Source organism: Mycobacterium sp. ST-F2 (genome assembly GCF_001905655.1).
Lineage (GTDB): Bacteria > Actinomycetota > Actinomycetes > Mycobacteriales > Mycobacteriaceae > Mycobacterium.
The window spans coordinates 197,633-217,954 of record NZ_JMHT01000022.1; the positions used below are offsets into that span (position 1 = coordinate 197,633).

The 20,322-nt window shown below is 67.2% G+C and carries 20 protein-coding genes; 6 read left to right on the forward strand and 14 right to left on the reverse strand.

Going from position 1 to position 20,322, the window contains the following annotated elements:
• Nucleotides 1–71 precede the first annotated feature (71 nt).
• From EB75_RS10160 to serA, 8 genes are all read right to left on the reverse strand, one after another.
• Nucleotides 72–356, reverse strand: coding sequence for a hypothetical protein (locus EB75_RS10160; protein WP_073695283.1), 285 nt, complete (start codon nt 354–356; stop codon nt 72–74).
• 34 nt (nt 357–390) lie between these two features.
• A complete protein-coding gene (locus EB75_RS10165; protein WP_142239523.1) occupies nt 391–699 on the reverse strand; it encodes a hypothetical protein in 309 nt (102 codons plus the stop codon).
• Nucleotides 696–1,322, reverse strand: a complete 627-nt coding sequence (locus tag EB75_RS10170; RefSeq protein ID WP_073695285.1) for a dihydrofolate reductase family protein — start codon at nt 1,320–1,322, stop codon at nt 696–698. The genes EB75_RS10165 and EB75_RS10170 overlap by 4 nt, the downstream gene beginning before the upstream one ends.
• 78 nt (nt 1,323–1,400) lie before the next feature.
• On the reverse strand, nt 1,401–2,672 hold the full coding sequence (locus EB75_RS10175) for a DUF7373 family lipoprotein (RefSeq protein ID WP_073695286.1): 1,272 nt from the start codon (nt 2,670–2,672) through the stop codon (nt 1,401–1,403).
• A gap of 9 nt (nt 2,673–2,681) precedes the next feature.
• A complete protein-coding gene (gene bla, locus EB75_RS10180; protein WP_073695287.1) occupies nt 2,682–3,563 on the reverse strand; it encodes a class A beta-lactamase in 882 nt (293 codons plus the stop codon).
• Between the two features lie 28 nt (nt 3,564–3,591).
• Nucleotides 3,592–4,179 (reverse strand): hypothetical protein, encoded by a 588-nt coding sequence (locus EB75_RS10185; RefSeq protein ID WP_073695322.1) that lies wholly within the window; start codon nt 4,177–4,179, stop codon nt 3,592–3,594.
• A 13-nt stretch (nt 4,180–4,192) separates the two neighbouring features.
• Nucleotides 4,193–5,203, reverse strand: coding sequence for a 3-isopropylmalate dehydrogenase (locus EB75_RS10190; RefSeq protein ID WP_073695288.1), 1,011 nt, complete (start codon nt 5,201–5,203; stop codon nt 4,193–4,195).
• Nucleotides 5,200–6,786 carry a phosphoglycerate dehydrogenase gene (gene serA, locus EB75_RS10195; RefSeq protein WP_073695289.1) on the reverse strand — a complete coding sequence of 529 codons (1,587 nt, stop codon included), beginning with the start codon at nt 6,784–6,786 and terminating at the stop codon, nt 5,200–5,202. The genes EB75_RS10190 and serA overlap by 4 nt, the downstream gene beginning before the upstream one ends.
• Nucleotides 6,787–6,839: 53 nt before the next feature.
• Here serA and EB75_RS10200 point away from each other — a divergent pair, with 53 nt between their 5' ends.
• Nucleotides 6,840–8,300 carry a phytoene desaturase family protein gene (locus tag EB75_RS10200; RefSeq protein WP_073695323.1) on the forward strand — a complete coding sequence of 487 codons (1,461 nt, stop codon included), beginning with the start codon at nt 6,840–6,842 and terminating at the stop codon, nt 8,298–8,300.
• A gap of 14 nt (nt 8,301–8,314) precedes the next feature.
• Nucleotides 8,315–8,914 (forward strand): NAD(P)H:quinone oxidoreductase, encoded by a 600-nt coding sequence (wrbA, locus tag EB75_RS10205; protein WP_073695324.1) that lies wholly within the window; start codon nt 8,315–8,317, stop codon nt 8,912–8,914.
• A 272-nt stretch (nt 8,915–9,186) separates the two neighbouring features.
• On the opposite strand, the gene ilvC is transcribed toward wrbA, so the two are convergent.
• The 3 genes from ilvC to EB75_RS10220 all read right to left on the reverse strand — a co-directional run bounded on the left by ilvC (nt 9,187) and on the right by EB75_RS10220 (nt 12,601).
• Nucleotides 9,187–10,188, reverse strand: a complete 1,002-nt coding sequence (gene ilvC / locus EB75_RS10210; RefSeq protein ID WP_174557650.1) for a ketol-acid reductoisomerase — start codon at nt 10,186–10,188, stop codon at nt 9,187–9,189.
• 68 nt (nt 10,189–10,256) lie between these two features.
• On the reverse strand, nt 10,257–10,763 hold the full coding sequence (gene ilvN, locus EB75_RS10215; RefSeq protein ID WP_073695291.1) for an acetolactate synthase small subunit: 507 nt from the start codon (nt 10,761–10,763) through the stop codon (nt 10,257–10,259).
• A 5-nt stretch (nt 10,764–10,768) separates the two neighbouring features.
• Nucleotides 10,769–12,601 (reverse strand): acetolactate synthase large subunit, encoded by a 1,833-nt coding sequence (locus tag EB75_RS10220; RefSeq protein WP_073695292.1) that lies wholly within the window; start codon nt 12,599–12,601, stop codon nt 10,769–10,771.
• A gap of 290 nt (nt 12,602–12,891) precedes the next feature.
• On the opposite strand from EB75_RS10220, the gene EB75_RS10225 reads away from it, so the two are divergent.
• Entirely contained in the window at nt 12,892–13,302 is a 411-nt protein-coding gene (locus EB75_RS10225; RefSeq protein WP_073695293.1) for a PH domain-containing protein, read from the forward strand.
• A gap of 23 nt (nt 13,303–13,325) precedes the next feature.
• Here the strand turns inward: EB75_RS10225 and EB75_RS10230 are convergent, their stop codons facing one another.
• Nucleotides 13,326–14,234, reverse strand: a complete 909-nt coding sequence (locus tag EB75_RS10230; protein ID WP_073695294.1) for a DoxX family protein — start codon at nt 14,232–14,234, stop codon at nt 13,326–13,328.
• 139 nt (nt 14,235–14,373) lie between these two features.
• Here EB75_RS10230 and EB75_RS10235 point away from each other — a divergent pair, with 139 nt between their 5' ends.
• Both EB75_RS10235 and EB75_RS10240 read left to right on the forward strand, forming a co-directional pair.
• Nucleotides 14,374–15,549: a PQQ-dependent sugar dehydrogenase gene (locus tag EB75_RS10235; RefSeq protein WP_217267685.1), complete on the forward strand. Its 1,176-nt coding sequence runs from the start codon at nt 14,374–14,376 to the stop codon at nt 15,547–15,549.
• A 29-nt stretch (nt 15,550–15,578) separates the two neighbouring features.
• On the forward strand, nt 15,579–16,688 hold the full coding sequence (locus EB75_RS10240) for a hypothetical protein (RefSeq protein WP_073695296.1): 1,110 nt from the start codon (nt 15,579–15,581) through the stop codon (nt 16,686–16,688).
• On the opposite strand, the gene gatB is transcribed toward EB75_RS10240, so the two are convergent.
• Complete coding sequence (gatB, locus tag EB75_RS10245) at nt 16,685–18,181, reverse strand: Asp-tRNA(Asn)/Glu-tRNA(Gln) amidotransferase subunit GatB (RefSeq protein WP_073695297.1); 1,497 nt, start codon at nt 18,179–18,181, stop codon at nt 16,685–16,687. The two genes, EB75_RS10240 and gatB, sit on opposite strands and share 4 nt — an antisense overlap.
• Before the next feature lie 106 nt (nt 18,182–18,287).
• On the opposite strand from gatB, the gene EB75_RS10250 reads away from it, so the two are divergent.
• Nucleotides 18,288–19,241 (forward strand): glycerophosphodiester phosphodiesterase family protein, encoded by a 954-nt coding sequence (locus tag EB75_RS10250; protein WP_142239530.1) that lies wholly within the window; start codon nt 18,288–18,290, stop codon nt 19,239–19,241.
• Here EB75_RS10250 and EB75_RS10255 read toward each other — a convergent pair.
• Nucleotides 19,238–20,269 (reverse strand): ATP-dependent 6-phosphofructokinase, encoded by a 1,032-nt coding sequence (locus EB75_RS10255; RefSeq protein WP_073695325.1) that lies wholly within the window; start codon nt 20,267–20,269, stop codon nt 19,238–19,240. The two genes, EB75_RS10250 and EB75_RS10255, sit on opposite strands and share 4 nt — an antisense overlap.
• Between the last annotated feature and the right edge of the window lie 53 nt (nt 20,270–20,322).

A 20,322-nucleotide genomic window follows, 5' to 3' on the forward strand; every position in this document is an offset into this window, starting at 1 on the left:
CGCCAACGGACAAGGCGCACAACATCGTCAGCTCCGACCACAGCTTTCCGCGGCACGAACGTCGCCGCCGGTCAGTGCGCAGCGCCGGCAAAGAACAGCACGAGCACCGCCACCAAACCGAACAGTGCCGCGAAAAACGCCCCGCACGCCACGTCGTCGAATTGTGGCCGCACCGTCGCGACCAGAACGGCTGTCGCGGCGACGAGCAGCGCACCCGCAGGAACGAAGAGCCAGTAGAACATCAGCGGCGTCAGCGACATCGCCACCAGCCCAAGGACATAACCGCCGACCAGATACCTGGGATCGACCTTCCGCTCGGTGCGCGGGTCGAGTGAGTTTTCATACTCGAACGACATACTTACCCCCTACGGCGATCGGCGAGCCCCCTGCTCACCGCCATGTCGCCAGCATCGCAAGAGCCTGCAGGTACAGCAGACCGACCACGATCCAGCCACTTATCGGGGCGACCACAAGTGCGACGGCAGCGGTGCCCAATACGCGGGTGCGCGGCAGCACCACGGCAACAACCAGGCACACCAGCGAAATACCCACTGCCACAGGCAAATACCCACCGCCGACCCGGGCCGGGTGCGCGTGACCGCCAGATGCGCCCACCGCATCGACAGCGAACAGGCCCCAGCCGATTCCCCCGAGTACCGCGCCGGCGAGCACGCCGCGCATCCAGTCCGTGCCAGTCAAGCATCCCCCCGATCTGGCGCACTCATGTCCCCCGTCGCCGGAACACCTTCTGCCAACCCGTACTGCAGATACACAATTCCCGCAGGGCTCGACACGGGCGGCGCAAGCAACGTCAGATTCGACGGCACCGCGCCGCCGTCGAACACCTTCTTGCCGACCCCCAAGACCACAGGATGCACCCACAGGTCCATCCGATCAAACAGTTTTTCGCGCAACAGGGTCTGTACGAAGTTCAAACTTCCGACCACTTTGACGTGCTCGTGCCGCTCGCGGATCGCCCGCACCTCGGCCACCAGATCGGTACCGATCTGCGTGGAACCGGACCACGACAGGTCAGGCTTGCCGCGGGATGCGACGTACTTGGGGATGCGGTTGAACATGTTGCCGAACTCGTCATGCTGATGGGGCCAGTAGCCGGCAAAGATGTCGTAGGTCCGCCGGCCGAGAAGCAGCGCATCGGTGCCTTCGTAGGCGGCGCCGACCTGCTCGCCCGATACGTCGTCGATCAGCGGAGCCTGCCAGCCTTCGAAGGGAAAACCGCCGTCCGGGTCTTCGCCGGGACCACCGGGAGCCTGCCCGACGAGGTCGAGTGTGGCGAACAGTGCAAGGTTGATCTGGCCCATTTCCAGCTCCTGACGAGTCGATTCTGTCTGTCAGTGAGATAGACCATCGGCAGAGGCGAAACTCATCGGGGCAACCGGCTATTTCCCTGACAACACCCGGTATTGCGCCGAAATCTGTTGATCCACATCAGTTTCATCGTCGGCGAAAACCTGAAAGACGAACTTGCCGGTACGCGCCACACAGCTGTGATGCCAGTTCTCGATACGCAGTGTGACGCTGGCGTCGGGCGGCGCATAGTCGTTCATGTGCCAAAAGCACCGTGCACCAGGGAATCCGGGCACCGGGCCGGCCATCTGCACGTCGGAATCACCCATCATGGACGCCGTCATGAAATCGAGGAATTGAGCGGCCGAGTCGGCATTGGGCGCCTGGTAGACCCGTCCCCACCGCTGCGTCACCCATTGGATTCCCGCCCGGTCGAACTGGGTGCTTGCGGTCACCGGATCCGCCTCGAAGTGCAGCCACGCCCTTGGGCGCCACGTCCCGATCATGAATCCCTGTTGTTGGTCCGGTGTGGTGAGCGTCTTCGACAACAGCTGGTCGTCACTCGGATCTTTCGGCAGGTCGGCCAGTTTCGCCGGATCGGTCGGCGCGAAACCCTTGATGAGCGATTCCTGCCTGCTGAGAAGGCTGGACGCCAGGAACCTCGCCCGCTCGGTGGCTCTCAGGGTCTCGGAAGGTTTCGCAAAGACTCCCTGGAAGAACACGTACCGCCCTCGGGCGGTGAATGCTGCCACAGCACCGACCTTGCCGAGGTCGATACCCGCCGCGCCCGGCGTCGGGTTCCCTGTGCCGGACACGTCGACCGGAAAGGTCGGTGCGCCGGCGGCGACAACGGGGCCGATCTGCGCCGCGAATTCAGCAGCGGCAGCCGCGGCCTGCCCCTCGTCGGGAAATATCAGCACCGTGTTCTGGACGTCCAGCGCTGGATCGCGTTGCCCAGAAGTGCGCCGTGACCCGAAGCCCGCGACCAGATTGTGTGCACGGGCAATGCTCCGCATCACCGGCGCGTCGGACAGACCGAGCACCAGATCGACAGACATCGCGTCTGCCGAGTGCGTACCCAGAGGGACCAGCGTCGTCACCGATGAGTCGACTTCCCAAGGGCCAACCACGAATTCGGCCAGCCGGGTCGACTCGACGATCGACTGGGTCGAGGGGTTGGGACCGGCGCTGAAGAACGGGGTACTCGGCTTGATCTGGTAGTTGCCGGTCCGCAGCTGGCTGACGTCGGGTTCGGGGTCGCTCAGTGAGCCACCGAACCGCGCCGTACCCGAGGTGGTCGTCGAACACGCCGTCACGACACACAGGGAAGTGGCCGCGACAAGCGCCAGCTCCCGGATCCCCACGATCCAACACTAACTGTGGCCGAGGCGTGCCAGCACTGATCGCACGGACTCCGCTACCGCCTCATTGAACGGCCCGGCGTCCCGACGCAGGGTGCGCGTCCGGATCAGCACCGTGAGCATGACCCGCTCGCCTTTCGGACCGATGAGCATCCCGGCGTCGTTGGTCGACCCGTAGTCACCACTGCCGGTCTTGTCTGCACTGGTCCAGCCTGCGGGCAGACCGGCGCGAAAACGGCGGGTCGACGTTGCGGTCTCACCCATCCACCGTTGCAGCTGGAACTGAGCCGCACCGGACAACGCGTCGCCGACGAGAATGGCGCGATACCCGCCGCACAGAGCCCGCGGCGTGGTCGTGTCGCGCAGGTCGCCGGGCGCAGCCTCGTTGAGGGCCGGTTCCCACCGATCCAGCCGCGTCTGCGAATCGCCGATCGAACGGGCGAAATCAGTGAGGGCGGACGGCCCTCCGATGGTCCGCAACATGATGTTGCCTGCCGCGTTGTCGCTCTGGGTCAGGGCCGCGGCACATATCTCCCGCAGCTCCATCCGGGCACCCACTGCGGGGCTCAACACCGGTGAGTTGACGATGATGTCACCAGCAGTGATGGGCACCATGGCATCGAGATTGGCCTTACCGTCCTTGGCCATCTGCAAGATGCGAGCCGCCGCATACGCTTTGAAGGTCGAGCAGATCGCGAACCGCTCGTCGGCGCGGTGCTCGACCGTCGCCGATGACGCCAAATCCACTGCATAGACGCCGATTAACGCCTGGTAGCGATCTTCCAGGGCTTCAAAGCTCGTCGGCTCGACCGACTCCTCGGGCCGGCATCCCGCCAGCACACCCGTCGCGGCCAACCCGACGATGAAATCACGTCGGCTCAGCTGTACCCCCACGCAGCCCAGCCAATCATGTATCGGCGCGCTACGCCAAACGAGATTTCTGCGGGTCATGCTTTGGCCGCACCAGCAGAGCGGCCGCCAGGAAGCACAGCGCCCCGACGAACGTCCCGAAGTTGGCCAGCCACTCGTCGACCGTCACACCACTCTTGCGGACGAACGCCGCCAGCGCCGAGACCTCGAACGCGACGCAGCCCATCATGTTGATCCACGATGCCTGCCAGTCAACGGATTTCGGCGACCAGAGGCCGACGACCATGACCGCAAGCAGACCGCTGAGCAGGAACGCCAGCGAGCCGGCGGCGTCGGGCGCCCAGACGTAGCGGCGCTCGGCGAGCACCGCGTGTGCCCACACCGCGGCGCCCGTGCTCACGTTGAACAGGATGGTGCCCATGAATTGGATTGCCGCCGACCACCATTGGATTCCCGGCGGCGCCTGCACATACTGCATCAGCGCGGCCGTGGTGAAGAACCACGATCCGATGAAGCACAGCACGTTCGACGCGCCGGCCCCGACCACCGAGGAAAACCCAGGGATCGTGGCCAGCGCGAAGAACGACGACCCGATGGCGAACAGCCAGCACTGCCTGGTGAGGGTGGCAACGCCGGTTATGCCGTTCACGGGATTACAGGAAGCTACGGATCCGCTCGCCGGTCTCCGACGTCGACAGTTTGGCGTCGCCGCGCGTCGAAAGATGCTCGGCCACAGCCTTGTCCACGCGGGCGGCGGCCTCGGTCTCACCGAGGTGAGTCAGCAGCAGCGCCACGCTCATGATGGCTGCGGTCGGGTCCGCGAGACCCTTGCCGGCGATGTCGGGCGCGCTGCCGTGCACGGGCTCGAACATCGACGGGTTGGTGCCCGTCGCGTCGATGTTGCCCGATGCCGCCAGGCCGATACCGCCGGAAACGGCCGCCGCCAGGTCGGTGATGATGTCGCCGAACAGGTTGTCGGTGACGATCACGTCGAAGCGGCCCGGGTCGGTGACCATGTAGATGGTCGCCGCATCCATGTGCATGTACGCGGTCTGGACGTCCGGGTACTCGGCACCGATCTCGTCGACCGTGCGGGTCCACAGCGAACCGGCGTAGGCCAGCACGTTGTTCTTGTGCACCAGGGTCAGATGCTTGCGCCGGGCACGGGCCTTTTCAAAGGCGTAGCGCACCACACGCTCGACACCGAACCGCGTGTTGGTGGACACCTCGGTGGCCACCTCGTGCGGGGTGCCGACGCGGATGGCGCCGCCGGTGCCGGTGTACGGGCCCTCGGTGCCTTCGCGAACGACGACGAAGTCGATCTCCGGGTTACCGGCCAGCGGGCTGTCGACACCGGCGAACAGCCGCGACGGCCGCAGGTTCACGTGGTGATCCAGCGCGAACCTCATGGTCAGCAGCAGGCCGCGCTCGAGCACGCCGCTGGGCACCGACGGATCCCCGATGGCGCCCAACAGGATCGCGTCGTGCGTCTTGAGTTCGTCGACCATGCCCGCGGGCAGGGTCTCCCCGGTCTCGTGGTAGCGCTTGGCACCGACGTTGTACTCGGTGCGCTCCACGCCCGGCAGCACGACGTCGAGAACCTTCAGTGCCTCCCCGATGACCTCGGGGCCGATGCCGTCACCGGCGATGACGGCGAGCTTCACGACAGATCCACCAGTTCCAGCGTGGTGGCGCCGACGGCCTCACCGATCGCGCTGAGCACGTCGGCCGGCACCTCGCGGTCCACCCGCAGCATGACCGTCGCACCGCCACCCTCTGCGTCCTGAGACATCTGCGCGGCCAGGATGTTGACGTCGGCTCCGCCGAGCAGCGTGCCGATCTTGCCGAGAGCGCCCGGCTGGTCGCCGTAGTTGAGGATCAGGTTGATGCCCTCGGCACGCAGGTCGAGGTTGCGGCCGTTGATCTGGACGATCTTCTCGACCTGCTGCGGGCCGCTCAGGGTGCCCGACACGTTGGTCACCGAACCATCGGCCGCCACGGCACGCACATCGACGACGCTGCGGTGGTTGGGGCTCTCCGTCTCGGTGGTGAGGGCTGCCTCGACACCACGCTCGGCGGCCAGGGCCGGCGCGTTGACGAACGTCACCTGATCCTCGATGACGGCCGAGAACAGGCCGCGCATGGCCGAAAGCTTCAGAATCTCAACGTCTTCCGAGGCCAGCTCGCCGAGCACCTCGACGTTCAACGAGGCCGGCAGCGCCGGCGCCAGGGCGCCGACCAGCAGACCCAGCTTGCGCACCAGGTCCAGCCACGGCGCGACCTCCTCACCGACGACACCACCGCCGACGTTGACGGCGTCCGGCACGAACTCGCCGGCCAGCGCCAGCTTCACGCTCGCGGCGACGTCGGTGCCGGCGCGGTCCTGGGCCTCTTCGGTGGAGGCGCCCAGGTGCGGGGTGACGACGACCTGCGGCAGGTCGAACAGCGGGCTGTCGGTGCAGGGCTCGGTCGCGAAAACGTCGAGGCCGGCGCCACGCACGTGGCCGCTGGTGATCGCGTCGGCCAGGGCCTGCTCGTCGATCAGGCCACCGCGGGCCGCGTTGACGATGATGACGCCCGGCTTGGTCTTGGCCAGCGCCTCCTTGTTGATCAGGCCGGCGGTTTCCTTGGTCTTGGGCAGGTGCACCGAGATGAAATCAGCGCGACCCAAAAGCTCATCGAGGGGCAGCAGCTCGATGCCCAGCTGGGCGGCACGAGCCTGCGAGACGTAGGGGTCGTAGGCGACGATGTGCGCGCCGAACGCGGCCAGGCGCTGTGCCACGAGCTGGCCGATACGGCCCATGCCTACGACACCCACGGTCTTGCCGAAGATTTCGGTGCCCGAGAACTTCGAGCGCTTCCAGGTGCGCTCGCGCAGCGTGGCGTCGGCGGCGGGGATCTGGCGAGCGGCCGACAGCAGCAGCGCCAGGGCGTGCTCGGCAGCACTGTGGATGTTCGAGGTGGGCGCGTTGACGACCAGCACGCCGCGCGCGGTGGCGGCGTCGACGTCGACGTTGTCCAGACCGACACCGGCACGGGCGACGATCTTGAGCTTGGGTGCGGCGGCCAGCACCTCGGCGTCCACCGTGGTGGCCGAGCGCACCAGCAGGGCGTCGGCTTCCGGCACGGCGGCCAGCAGCTTTTCGCGGTCGGGTCCGTCGACCCAACGGACCTCTACCTGGTCGCCGAGTGCGGCGACGGTCGATTCGGCGAGTTTGTCAGCGATGAGTACGACAGGAAGGCTCACGCGCACAGACTAGTGGGCGGCACCGCCGCGCTACCAATCACTACCATCGAGTGGTGGACGTCACCGTCGTCGGTAGTGGACCCAACGGACTGGCGGCGGCCGTCATCTGCGCCCGAGCGGGGCTGTCGGTACGGGTCATCGAAGCCCAGCCGACTCCCGGAGGCGGCGCCCGCAGCGCCCCCGACCCCGAATACTCAGGCGTTGTGCACGACGTCTGCTCGGCAGTGCATCCGCTGGGTGTGGCGTCACCGTTCTTCGCGGAGTTCAACCTGGCCGCTCGTGGTGTGCAGATGGTGACGCCGGAGATTTCGTACGCCAATCCCCTGCCTGCTGGGGCGAGCGAAGCGACGGGAAAGGCCTCAGGACGGGCGGCCATCGGGTACCGCTCGCTGGACCGTACCTGCGCGGAGCTGGAGCACGGCTCATCGTGGCGAAGGCTGCTCGGCCCGCTGGTCGAGCACGTCGACGGCGTGCTCGGCTTCTTCCTCGGCGACAAGCGGTCGCTGCCACCGGACCTGCCCAGCACCGTGCGAGCCGGGCTGCGGGTCCTGGCGCAGGGCAGCCCGGCATGGGGCCTGCTGCGCGGTGAGGATGCCCGGGCACTGTTCACCGGCGTGGGCTCGCACGCCATCCACCCCGTTCCGTCGCCCGTCAACAGTGGCGCAGGCATCATGCTGAGCACTGTCGCGCACACGGCAGGTTGGCCGGTGCCGATCGGCGGCACGCAGACCATCACCGATGCCTTGATCGCCGATCTGCAGGCCCACGGCGGCGAACTGATCACCGGCTCGCCGGTGACGAGTCCACCTGAGGGCGTCGTCATCTACGACACCTCCCCCACCGCCCTGCTGGACATCTACGGGGCGGCCGTGCCGAGTCGCTACGCAAAAGCGTTGCGGCGGTACAAGTTCGGTCCCGGGGTCTGCAAGATCGATTTCGTCCTCTCCGGTGAGATCCCTTGGCGCGACCCGCGGATGGCGTCGTCACCGACCGTCCACCTCGGCGGCACCCGGGCCCAGATGGCGCACGCCGAACGGGAAATCTGGCAGGGCCGCCATGCCGCCCACCCCATGACGCTGGCGTCACTGCCCCACCTGGCGGACCCATCCCGCATCGACACCCAGGGCCGACGGCCGTTGTGGACCTACTGCCACGTGCCGGCGGGATCGACCGTCGACCAGACCGAGACGGTCATGGCGTTGTTCGAAAACGCCGCACCGGGTTTCCGCGATCTGGTGCTCGCGGCGCGCTCGGTGCCGGCCGCCGAGATGTCGCGGCACAACGCCAATTACGTCGACGGCGACATCATCGTCGGTGGCGCGACGCTCAAGGCCGCCATGATCGGGCCGACGCTGCGAGTCAACCCGTGGACCACGCCGATCCCCAAGGCCTACCTGTGCTCGTCGGCCACCCCGCCGGGCACCGGCGTGCACGGCATGGCCGGCCTCTATGCCGCGCGCACCGTGCTGCGTCGTGAATTCGGAGTGAAGACGCTGCCGTCGCTCGCGCCATAGTGTTGGCTTGGCGCATGGCCAAGCTTTCTGTGATCTATTACTCCGCAACCGGACACGGCAGCTCCATGGCGCAGCGGGTCGCGAGCACCGCCGAATCGTGTGGCGCGCAGGTGCGGCTACGGCCCGTCGCCGAGACCGCGGCCCCCGAGTCGTTCGCCCACAATCCGGCGTGGACCGCGAATTACGAAGCAACCAAACACCTTCCGACCGCGACGGGCGACGACATCGTGTGGGCCGACGCCGTGATCTTCGGCTCGCCGACCCGGTTCGGATCGGTCGCGTCGCAGTTGCGGGGCTTCCTCGATTCTCTGGGTGGCCTGTGGTCACAGGGCGCTCTGGCCGACAAGGTGTACGCCGGGTTCACCTCGACCAACACCGCGCACGGCGGGCAGGAGACCACGCTGCTCTCGCTGTACATCACCCTGATGCACTGGGGCGGCATCATCGTCCCGCCCGGCTACACCGACCCGCTCAAGTTCGCCGACGGCAACCCCTACGGCGTGAGCCTGTTGGCCAACCACGACAACATCCGCCAGTTCGATGACAACACCTACGCGGCGCTGGACCACCTGGCGCGGCGGGTCGTCTCGGTGGCGGACCGGTTGGGCGGGTAGCGCGCTACTCGCGCCGGCGTGTCGGCTCTCCTGTGGCACTTGCGATTTGGCGGAGTCAACTTTCCTTGACGGCTTCAGACGAACAGTGCCGAGGGAGAGAGCGCCCGCATTCACTCCGCGCTGGGGGCGACAAATGTCGAGTACCTGACACCGTGGCCGCAACGTCGCCCGCGCGCTGGCCTCCATCGGATACACCGTCTACTGAAAACGACGAAAGGCCGGTTACCGCACGCTGTTTCGCGTGCCGTAACCGGCCTTTCCGGCGTCAGAGACTAGGCAGTCTCGGTGATCGGCCGGTCGACCCAGCTCATCAGGTCGCGCAGCTTCTTGCCGGTGACCTCGATCGGGTGCTCGGCGTTGGCCTTGCGCAGACCCTCGAGCTCCTTGTTGCCGCCCTCGACGTTGGCGACCAGGCGCTTGACGAAGGTGCCGTCCTGGATGTCCTTCAGGATGGCGCGCATGCGCTCCTTAGTGTCGGCGTCGATGACGCGCGGGCCGGACAGGTAGCCACCGAACTCAGCGGTGTCGGACACCGAGTAGTTCATGCGGGCGATGCCACCCTCGTACATGAGGTCGACGATGAGCTTGAGCTCGTGCAGCACCTCGAAGTAGGCCATCTCAGGGGCGTAACCGGCCTCGACCATGACCTCGAAACCGGCCTTGACCAGTTCCTCGGTACCACCACAGAGCACAGCCTGCTCACCGAAGAGGTCGGTCTCGGTCTCTTCCTTGAAGTCGGTCTTGATGACGCCGGCGCGGGTGCCACCGATGCCCTTGGCGTAGGACAGCGCCAGCGCCTGGCCCTCACCCTTGGGGTCCTGGTGCACGGCGATCAGCGCGGGCACGCCCTTGCCGTCGACGAACTGACGACGCACGAGGTGGCCGGGGCCCTTCGGGGCGACCATGCCGATGGTGACGTTGGCCGGGGGCTTGATCAGGCCGAAGTGGATGTTGAGGCCGTGACCGAAGAACAGCGCGTCGCCGTCCTTGAGGTTGGGCTCGATGTCGTTGGTGAAGATCTCGGCCTGCGCGGTGTCGGGCGCGAGCAGCATGATCACATCTGCCCAGGCGGCCACGTTCGCGGGGGTGTCGACCTCGAGGCCCTGCTCGGTGACCTTCTCGCGGGACTTCGAGCCCTCCTTCAGGCCGACCTTGACCTGCACACCCGAGTCGCGCAGCGAAAGCGAATGCGCGTGTCCCTGGCTGCCGTAGCCGATGACGCCGACCTTGCGTCCCTGAATGATCGACAGGTCCGCATCGTCGTCATAGAACATCTCAACTGCCACTTGCTTTTCCTTACCTTGTTTCTCTTGTTCGAAGTTCTGCTCGGGGTCCAGCTCGGTTACTTGGCCGCGCCGATGCCGCGCGGGCCGCGCGCCAACGAAACCACACCGGACTGCACCAGCTCGCGAATACCATACGGCTCCAGCACTCGCAGCAATGCGTCGAGCTTCTCCTGGGTGCCGGTGGCCTCGACGGTCAGCGACTCGGTCGACACGTCGACGACCTTCGCGCGGAACAGGTTGACCGCCTCGATCACCTGACCGCGGGTGGTGGCGTCGGCCCGCACCTTGATGAGCGCCAGCTCGCGGGAGACGGAGTTGTCCGGCTCCTGCTCGACGATCTTGATGACGTTGATCAGCTTGTTGAGCTGCTTGGTGATCTGCTCCAGCGGCAGCTGCTCTTCGACGCAGACCACGATGGTCATGCGTGACATGTTCTTCTGCTCGGTGGCGCCGACCGCCAGCGACTGGATGTTGAAGCCACGCCGGGAGAACAGCGCCGCCACGCGGGCGAGCACACCGGGGGTGTCCTCGACGAGAACCGAGAGTGTGTGAGTAGTCGCCATATCCCTTACACCTGATCCTCGTTGTCGAACAGCGGACGGATGTCGCGCGCCGCCATGATCTCGTCATTGCTGGTGCCTGCGGCGACCATCGGCCACACCTGGGCGTCGGCGCCGACGATGAAGTCGATGACGACGGGGCGGTCGTTGATCTCGCGGGCCTGCCGGATGACGTCCTCGACGTCCTCGGCGCGCTCGCAGCGCAGACCGACGCAACCCAGCGCCTCGGCCAGCATCACGAAGTCCGGAATGCGGTGCGAGTGCGTCGACAGGTTGGTCTGGCTGTAACGCTCGTCGTAGAACAGCGTCTGCCACTGCCGCACCATGCCCAGGTTGCCGTTGTTGATCAGCGCAACCTTGATCGGCGCCCCTTCCAGGGCGCAGGTGGCCAGCTCCTGGTTGGTCATCTGGAAGCAGCCGTCACCGTCGATGGCCCACACCTCGGCCTCCGGACGGGCGAACTTGGCGCCCATCGCGGCCGGGATGGAGAAGCCCATGGTGCCGAGACCGCCCGAGTTCAGCCAGGTCTTCGGGTTCTCGTACTTGATGAACTGCGCGGCCCACATCTGGTGCTGACCGACACCTGCCACGTACAGCGCGTCCGGCCCGGCGATCTGGCCCAGCTTCTCGATGACGTACTCCGGCGAGAGGCTGCCGTCGCTCTGCGGGCCGTAGCTCAGCGGGTAGGTGTCCTTGACGCCGTGGAGGTAGGTCCACCAATCGGCCAGGTCCAGCGTGTCGGCGGCAACACCGTCACGACGCAGAGCAGCGAGCAGATCCACGATGACGTTCTTGATATCACCGACGATCGGCACGTCGGCGTGGCGGTTCTTGCCGATCTCCGCGGGGTCGATGTCCGCGTGGATCACCTTGGCCTCGGGCGCGAACGACGACAGCTGGCCGGTGACCCGGTCGTCGAAGCGGGTGCCGAGGGCGATCAGCAGGTCACTCTTCTGCAGCGCCGCCACGGCCGACACCGTGCCGTGCATCCCGGGCATACCCATGTGCTGCGGGTGGCTGTCGGGGAACGCACCGCGCGCCATCAGGGTGGTGACGACGGGGATGCCGGTCAGTTCGGCGAGTTCCAGCAGCTCCGCGGACGCCTCGCCGCGGATCACGCCGCCGCCGACGTACAGCACGGGCTTGTGCGCCGCGGCGATCAGCTTGGCCGCCTCGCGCACCTGGCGGCTGTGCGGCTTGGTGTTCGGCTTGTAGCCGGGCAGGTCGATGACCGGCGGCCAGCTGAAGGTGCACTGCGCCTGCAGCACGTCCTTCGGGATGTCGACGAGGACGGCGCCGGGACGGCCGGAGGCGGCGATGTGGAACGCCTCGGCGATGACCTTGGCGATGTCGTCACCGTTGCGGACCAGGAAGTTGTGCTTGGTGATCGGCATGGTGATGCCGGAGATGTCGGCTTCCTGGAAGGCGTCGGTGCCGATCAGTCCGCGGCCGACCTGGCCGGTGATCGCAACGACCGGGATGGAGTCCATCTGGGCGTCGGCCAGCGGCGTGACCAGGTTGGTGGCGCCCGGGCCCGAGGTGGCCATCATCACGCCGACCTTGCCGGTGGCATGGGCGTAGCCCGACGCGGCGTGGCCGGCACCCTGCTCGTGCCGCACCAGCACGTGGCGCACCTTCTTGGAGTCGAACAGCGGGTCGTACACCGGCAGCACGGCACCGCCGGGGATGCCGAAGATGGTGTCGACGTCGAGTTCCTCGAGCGACCGGACGACGGCCTGGGCGCCGGTCATCTGTTGCGGGGCAACAATTCTCGGCTGACCGTTGACAGCACCGTTCTGCTGTTGCGTCGACTCTGGCGGTCGCGTGGTGGGTGCGCTCACTCTTGTCCTCTTGATCGTGTTCGGTTTGGCGTTCCCGGGCAAACAAAAAACCCCCGTCAGCGTGGGTGGCTGTACGAGGGTTGCGCGTCGATGCTTGTAGTCGGCTTACTCAGCCTGGTCACGCACCAACGCGCCCAGTTACTACAAGCAATCCCGAGTTCTGCATGGCAAGGACGGTAGTCCCCGCGGCGCACTGCGGTCAAATTCATCGCTCGCAAGCTCGCAGTGGCGGTCAAATCAGATCCACAGGCCGGCACACCTGGCAACCCGGACACCCGCCGCCTGGGAGAATGAATGGTGTGAGCCGCCGAACCGCTTCGACCGCAGCCAAACCCGTCGTGATCAAGATTCCGGGGGTCGCCCATCTGGCGGTGGGATTCTTCGCCATCGGACTGCTGGCCCTGGTGTTCGCCGGGCCGGCGTGGTGCGGGGTGCTGCTCGTCATCCCGATTCTGTTGTCGGCGATGGTGATTCGCTACCGCACCGTGGCGGACAAGAAGGGCGTGACGGCACGGTCGCTGCTGGGTAGCCGGACGGTGACGTGGCAGGACATCAAAGGCCTGCGCTTCGACGGATCCAAATGGGCCAAGGCCGAATTGACCGACGGCACCGACCTGCGACTGCCGGGTGTGACGTTCGCGTCACTGCCGGTGCTGACCGCCGCGAGCGGCGGCGTCGTGCCCAATCCGTACAACGAGTGAGGCCGGTCGAGCGCCGATCGAGCTCAGTGCAGCGGGTTTGATCCGTTCAGCAGCATCCACACGCCGACGCCCGCGCCGACACCGATCAGCAGGCACAGGACCGACCCGATGAAAGGTCGTCGCGCCCAGCCGCGTCCGGCGTCGAAACCGTAGAGCCCCGGCCCGGTCAGGGTCAGCCCCGCCGCCAGCACGATCATGGTCACCAGGTACTCGTGCCCTTCGGGCAGGAAGTACGGGAAGTAGCCGTGCACGGGTTGTGCGGCGACCTCCACCGCGAGCGCGTTGGTCAGGTACGCCAGCGCGACAGCGGCGGCCACCGGCGTGAACAGCCCCAGTACCAGCAGCACGCCGGCGCCGATCTGCGCCCCGGTGGCGAGGTAGGTCAGGACCCCCGCATGCTGGAAGCCCGCGGCGGCCAGTGCGTGCTCATAACCGTTCAGTCCCTGACCACCCCACCAGCCGAACGTCTTCTGCAGTCCGTGGACCACCAGCCAGGCGCCCAGGCCGATCCGCAGCACCATCAGTCCCAGGTCCTGGGTGCCGCGGCGCTTGGCCACCCGCACCCGGGCGTCGGTCTCGGGGTCGGGCTCGATCTCGGCGGGCTCCAATACATCCTGCGAGCCCTGCTTCGTACTTCTCTCTCGGGGTTGCACGTACGGCAGCGGCTCGGGTTCGTGCATCAGGTCGAACGCCATCGAGGACGGCGACGGAGACGACGCTGAGGTCACCTCGGTGACGTCTTCCGATGATGCGGTGTCGAACCGTGGGATGGCGGTGGTCGCCGCCGCCTCACCGCCATCCGCACCGCCACTACCGCGGTAGGTCGTGATGGGCAGGTCGTCTTCGGGATCGACCAGGCGTGCCGACGCGGGCCTGGCGGCCGACTCATCGGGCCGTTGCCATGCACGCGGGTCATGGGAAGTACTGGTCATGATTGCCAGGGTAAGTGCAGTTGCACCGCTGACCGTGGATTTAAAGGGTGGTTTGACCGGCTTGTTCACCGGATTTGCCGCGCCCGGCGCACGGCCCCACCGTGGCGAGCACTGCCGAACAGTCCGTAACCTGGCGGGCATGACATTGCGGCGGTCGACGCAGACTGCGCTGACGAAGCCCCGACGCCGGCCTGAGCGCCCCAGCTCCGCACCCGCTCGACGGGTCCTGGCGCTGTGCGCCATCGCTTTGCTGGCGCTCCCGGGCTGCGCCCGTTTCGATTCGGCCGCCTCCGAGCCGTTCACCATCGAGCCCGACCTCGGTGGTGCCCCGAGCTCGACGCCGCCGCCACCGCCGCCGCTGCCGCCGAACCCGTTCCCGAAGGCATGCCCGGCACCGGCTGTCCTGCAGGGCTGTCTCGAGAGCACCAGCGGCCTGATCATGGGCGGCGACAGCAAGTCGGCCATCGTCGCCGAGCGTGTCACCGGCGCCGTCAAGAACATCGCCACCAACGCGGAACCCAAGGTCAAGACCGTGATTCCGGTCGACGCATCCGGTGACGGCGGCCTGATGGACATCGTCCTGTCGCCGAGCTACCAGCAGGACCGGCTGATGTACGCGTACATCACCACCCCCACCGACAACCGGGTGGTCCGGATCGCCGACGGCGACGTCCCCAAGCCCATCCTCACCGGCATCCCCAAGGGCCCCACAGGCAACACCGGAGCACTGATCTTCACCAGCCCGACGACCCTCATGGTGCTCACCGGGGACGCCGGAAACCCTGCCGCCGCGGCCGATCCGGCTTCGCTGGCGGGCAAGCTGCTGCGCATCGAGCAGCCGACGACCGTGGGCCAGGCGCCGCCGACCACCGCGTTGTCGGGCATGGGCGCCGGCGGCGCCCTGTGCATCGACGGCGCCAGCGGGGCGCTGTATGTCACCGACCGCACGCCGACGGCCGATCGGCTGCAGAAGATCACCAAGGACTCGAAGGTGTCCACGGTGTGGAGCTGGCCCGACCGGCCCGGTGTCGCCGGCTGCGTGGCGACCGACAACACCGTCATGGTCAACCTCGTCAACACCAAGAAGACGGTGGCGCTGCGGTTGGCGAAGGACACCGGCGCAGTGACAGGTGATCCCGAGGCGCTGCGCACCGACACCCACGGCCACGTCTTCGCGCTGAAGCTCTCCCCCGACGGCAACATCTGGGGCGCCACGGTGAACAAGACGGCCGGCGACGTCGAGAAGTTCGACGACGTCGTGTTCCCGCTGTTCCCGCAGGGCGGATTCCCGCGTAGCACCGACGACAAGACGTAATTGGTAGCCGACGTGCGAGGGGTCGCTCGATGATGCGCGCCTGCCCGGCCGACTTCGCTCGGCTGGCGGGCTACCTGGGCTTCTCCTGCGATGACGATTCCTGGGTCAAGCTGCGGAACCCGTTGACCCTGGCCCACTGGACCATGCCGGTGGTCGAGTTGCTGATGCTGATCGGCGCAGCGCTGGCGCTGGCGTATGCACTGCGGCGGGTGCGCCGAGACCCCACGGGGATCGCGATCTGGCTGGCGTCGCTGGTGTACGCCCTGGTGACCGAACTGCCCCGGCATCCACCGGACATCTTCGCCGGCACCCGGCTCGGGGTGATGTTGGTGCACAACGTGTTCAGCGTCGATTTCGTCGACGGACGGCTGCCGCTGTACATCGTGGCGCTGTACCCGGCGACCATCACCCTGGCCTATGACATCGTCCGTGCCACCGGGGTCTTCGAACGGCGGGGCGCGGTCGTCGGCGCCATCTGCGTCGGCTTCGTGCACGGCTGCGTGTACGGCGTCTTCGACCATCTCGGACCGCAGCTGCGCTGGTGGGTCTGGAACACCGCGAACCCGCTGAATCATCCGACGCTCGGGTGCGTACCGGTGAGCAGTTGGGTCAGCCTGGCCGTGGTCGGCCCCGCGGCAGTCGCGTTCCTGGTCTATCTGCTGGTCGAGCGCGAGGTGACGGCGGGCACGCCACCGGGGCTGTTGTCGCTGGCCTGGCGCATCCCCGTCATCAGCGTGCTGGCGCCGGTGATCATGGGTGTGCTGAGCCTGCCGACGTTGCTCTCCGCGCACCACAGCGCGATGCAGTACGCGGTGCTCGGTGTGGAGGTCGCGATCTTCACCTTCGTCGCGGTGCCGGTCCTGGTGCAGGACTGGCGCATCACGCGCCGCGTCGGGACCCAGCACCCGAGTCAGTACGTCCGGGTGTTCGGGATCCTGTACCTGCTCACCTTCACGGTGCTGTGGCTGACCGCACTGCCGGACTTCGCCGGCGCCATCGACGGCGTCACCGGGGCCGGCACCCCGACCGGCAATCTGCCGTGCGCCGCCGTGTGTTTCGTCATCGCGGGCTACTGCGTCGCGGGCGTGTCATCGCTCAAGCCGAAGACCGCACCCGCGCCGCAGGAAGCACTGCGCTAGCTGCAGGCCGCGATCACCAGTTCGCGGACGCGCGCCGCGTCGGCCTGGCCCTTGGTCGCCTTCATCACCGCGCCGACGATCGCACCGGCGGCCTGAACCTTGCCGCCCCGAATCTTGTCGGCGATGTCGGGCTGCGCCGCCAATGCCTCGTCGATGGCGGCCTGAATGAGCGAATCATCGCGCACCACAACGAGTCCGCGGTCGTTCATGACCTGCTCGGGCTCACCCTCGCCGGCCAGCACGCCCTCGACGACCTGACGGGCCAGCTTGTTGGACAGCTTGCCGTCGTCGACCAGCTTGACCACCGCGGCGACCTGGGCCGGGGTGATGGCCAGCTCGTCGAGCGTCACTTCGCTCTCGTTGGCCTTCTGCGTCAGGAAGTTGCCCCACCACGCGCGGGCGGCCTCACTGGACGCGCCGTGCTCGACGGTCGCCGCCACCAGCTCCACCGCGCCGGCGTTGACCAGGTCGCGCATGACCTCGTCGGAGATGCCCCAGTCTTCCTGAATCCGCTTGCGCACCAACCACGGAAGCTCGGGGATGGTGCCGCGCAGCCGCTCCACCAACTCGTCCGACGGCGCGATGGGCTCCAGGTCCGGCTCAGGGAAGTACCGGTAGTCCTCGGCGGTTTCCTTGCTGCGGCCGGACGTGGTGTGCCCGTCCTCGTGGAAGTGCCGGGTCTCCTGCGTGATGGTGCCACCCGACTGCAGCACGGCGGCCTGCCGGCGCATCTCGTAGCGAACCGCCACCTCGACGCTCTTGAGCGAGTTGACGTTCTTGGTCTCGGTGCGGGTGCCGAACTCCGCCGCGCCCTTGAGCTTGAGCGAGACGTTGGAGTCACACCGCATCGAGCCCTGGTCCATGCGGACGTCGGAAACGTCCAAGCCGCGCAACAGATCCCGCAGCGCCGTCACGTAGGCGCGGGCGATCTCCGGGGCGCGCTCGGCGGCGCCCTCGATGGGCTTGGTGACGATCTCGACCAGCGGCACGCCGGCACGGTTGAAGTCGGCCAGCGAGGTGGTGGCGCCCGAGATACGGCCGGTGTCGCTACCCAGGTGGGTCAGCTTGCCCGTGTCCTCCTCCATGTGGGCGCGCTCGATCTCGACGCGCCAGGTGCTGCCGTCCTCCAGCGGAACGTCCAGGTAGCCGTTGACGGCGATGGGCTCGTCGTACTGACTGATCTGGTAGTTCTTCGGCTGATCCGGGTAGAAGTAGTTCTTCCGGGCGAACCGGCCCCACGGCGCGATGTCGCAGTTCAGCGCGAGGCCGATCCGGATCGCGGACTCGACGGCGGCCTCGTTGACCACCGGCAGTGCCCCGGGCAGGCCCAGGCACACCGGGCACACCAGCGTGTTCGGCTCGGCACCGAACCGGTTGGCGCAGCCACAGAACATCTTGGTCTCGGTGGACAGCTCGACATGCACTTCCATGCCCATGACGGGCTCGTACGTCGCGAGGACGTCGTCGTAGTCGAGAAGATCTGCGTCAGCCATGCGCCCGATCCTAGTTGTCGTTCACCGGCCATTTCCTCGGCCCGGTTAACCTCCGCGGATGCTCGCACGCATCGGCACCCTGCTGACCACTTTCGCGCTGACGGCCATGCCCGTCGCGTCGGCCGATTCCGGCACTTTCGACCTGCAAGCGCACCGCGGCGGACGGGGCGAGACCACCGAGGAATCGCTGCGCGCGTTCACCAAGGCCATCGAGCTCGGTGTCACCACACTGGAGCTCGACATCGTCCTCTCCCAGGACGGCGCGCCCATGGTGTGGCACGACTCGACCGTCCAGGCCGACAAGTGCGCCGACACCGGCCCCGCCTTCGGCGGCGACCCGCAATACCCCTACGTCGGCAAGCTCGTGCACGACCTCACTCGTGCGCAGCTGCACACGCTGAACTGCGGCAAGCTGCTCAGCGGATTCCCTGCCGCCGAAGTCGTCAGCGACAACAAGATCGCCACCCTCGAGCAGGTCTTCGCGCTCGCGGACTCCCATCACGCTGATGTCCGGTACAACATCGAGACCAAGATCGAAGCCGACAAACCCGAAACCTCCGCCACGCCACAGCAATTCGTCGACGTCATCCTCGGCGCCGTACGTGCCGCCAAGAAGGTCGACAAGGTCGAGATCCAGAGTTTCGACTGGCGCTCGCTGCCCCTGGTCCACCGGCAGGAGCCCGGCATCCCCCTGGTGGCGCTGTGGGATGAGACGACCTGGGTGCCGAACTCGGCGTGGACGGCCGACGTGAATCCGGCGGTGGTCAGCGATCCGATCACCGGGGCGGCAGCTGTCGGCGCGAACATCCTGTCCCCCGGCTACTCGGTGCCCTACGGACTCACGCCGAAGGATCCCGGTTTCGCTCTGGTGGCCGACAGAGGGTTCATCGACCGCGCACACGCCCTGGGGCTCAAGGTGATTCCGTGGACCATCAACGATGCCGACACCATGCGGGCCCAGATCGCCGCCGGCGCCGACGGCATCATCACCGATTACCCAGCGCGGCTGCGTGCGGTGGAGTCCGAGCTGGGCATGCCGCTGCCGAAGGCCTACCGCTAACCGAAGAACTCCGCGGCATCGTCGTACCGGCTCTGCGGCACCAGCTTCAGTTGCCGCACGGCGTCGGCCAGCGGCACCCGGCCGATCTCCTGGCCCCGCAACGACACCATCATCCCGTACTCCCCCGAATGCGCGGCGTCGGCGGCGTTGACCCCGAACCGGGTGGCCAGCACCCGGTCATGGGCTGTCGGGGTACCGCCGCGCTGCACGTGGCCCAGCACCGTGGTGCGGACTTCCTTCTTGATGCGCTTCTCGATCTCGACGGCCAGCTGCTGCGCGACGCCGGTGAACTTCACATGCCCGAATTCATCAATTCCGCCGTCACGCAACTGCATTGAGCCCTCGGCCGGGCGCGCCCCTTCGGCGACGACACAGATGAAGTGCGAATCACCGCGCACGAAGCGCTGTTTCACCAGCCGGCACACCTCTTCGATGTCGAAGGGCTGTTCTGGGATGAGCGTCATGTGCGCACCCGACGCCAGACCGGCGTTCAGCGCGATCCACCCGGCGTGCCGGCCCATCACCTCGACGAGCATGACCCGCTGGTGTGATTCGGCGGTGCTGTGCAGCCTGTCGATGGCCTCGGTCGCGATCATCAGCGCGGTGTCGTGGCCGAAAGTGACGTCGGTGCAATCGATGTCGTTGTCGATGGTCTTGGGCACGCCGATCACTGGGACGTTCTCCTCGGCCAGCCAGTGCGCCGCGGTCAGCGTGCCCTCGCCGCCGATGGGGATCAGCACGTCGATGCCGTTGTCCTCGAGCGTCTGTTTGATCTGGTCCAGCCCGGCCCGCAGCTTGTCGGGGTTGACACGCGCGGTGCCCAGCATGGTGCCGCCCTTGGCCAGTAGACGGTCGTTGCGGTCGTCGTTCTTGAGCTGCTCGCGCCGGTTCTCGAGCAGGCCGCGCCAGCCGTCGCGGAACCCGACGACCGTCGAGCCGTACCGCACATCGCACGTGCGGACCACCGCCCGGATCACCGCATTCAAGCCAGGACAGTCCCCGCCACCGGTCAGCACGCCTATCCGCATGCCCCCCATACTGCCCGCTCGCCGGTTCTCGGTCTCGCCGAACGTGCGGCCGC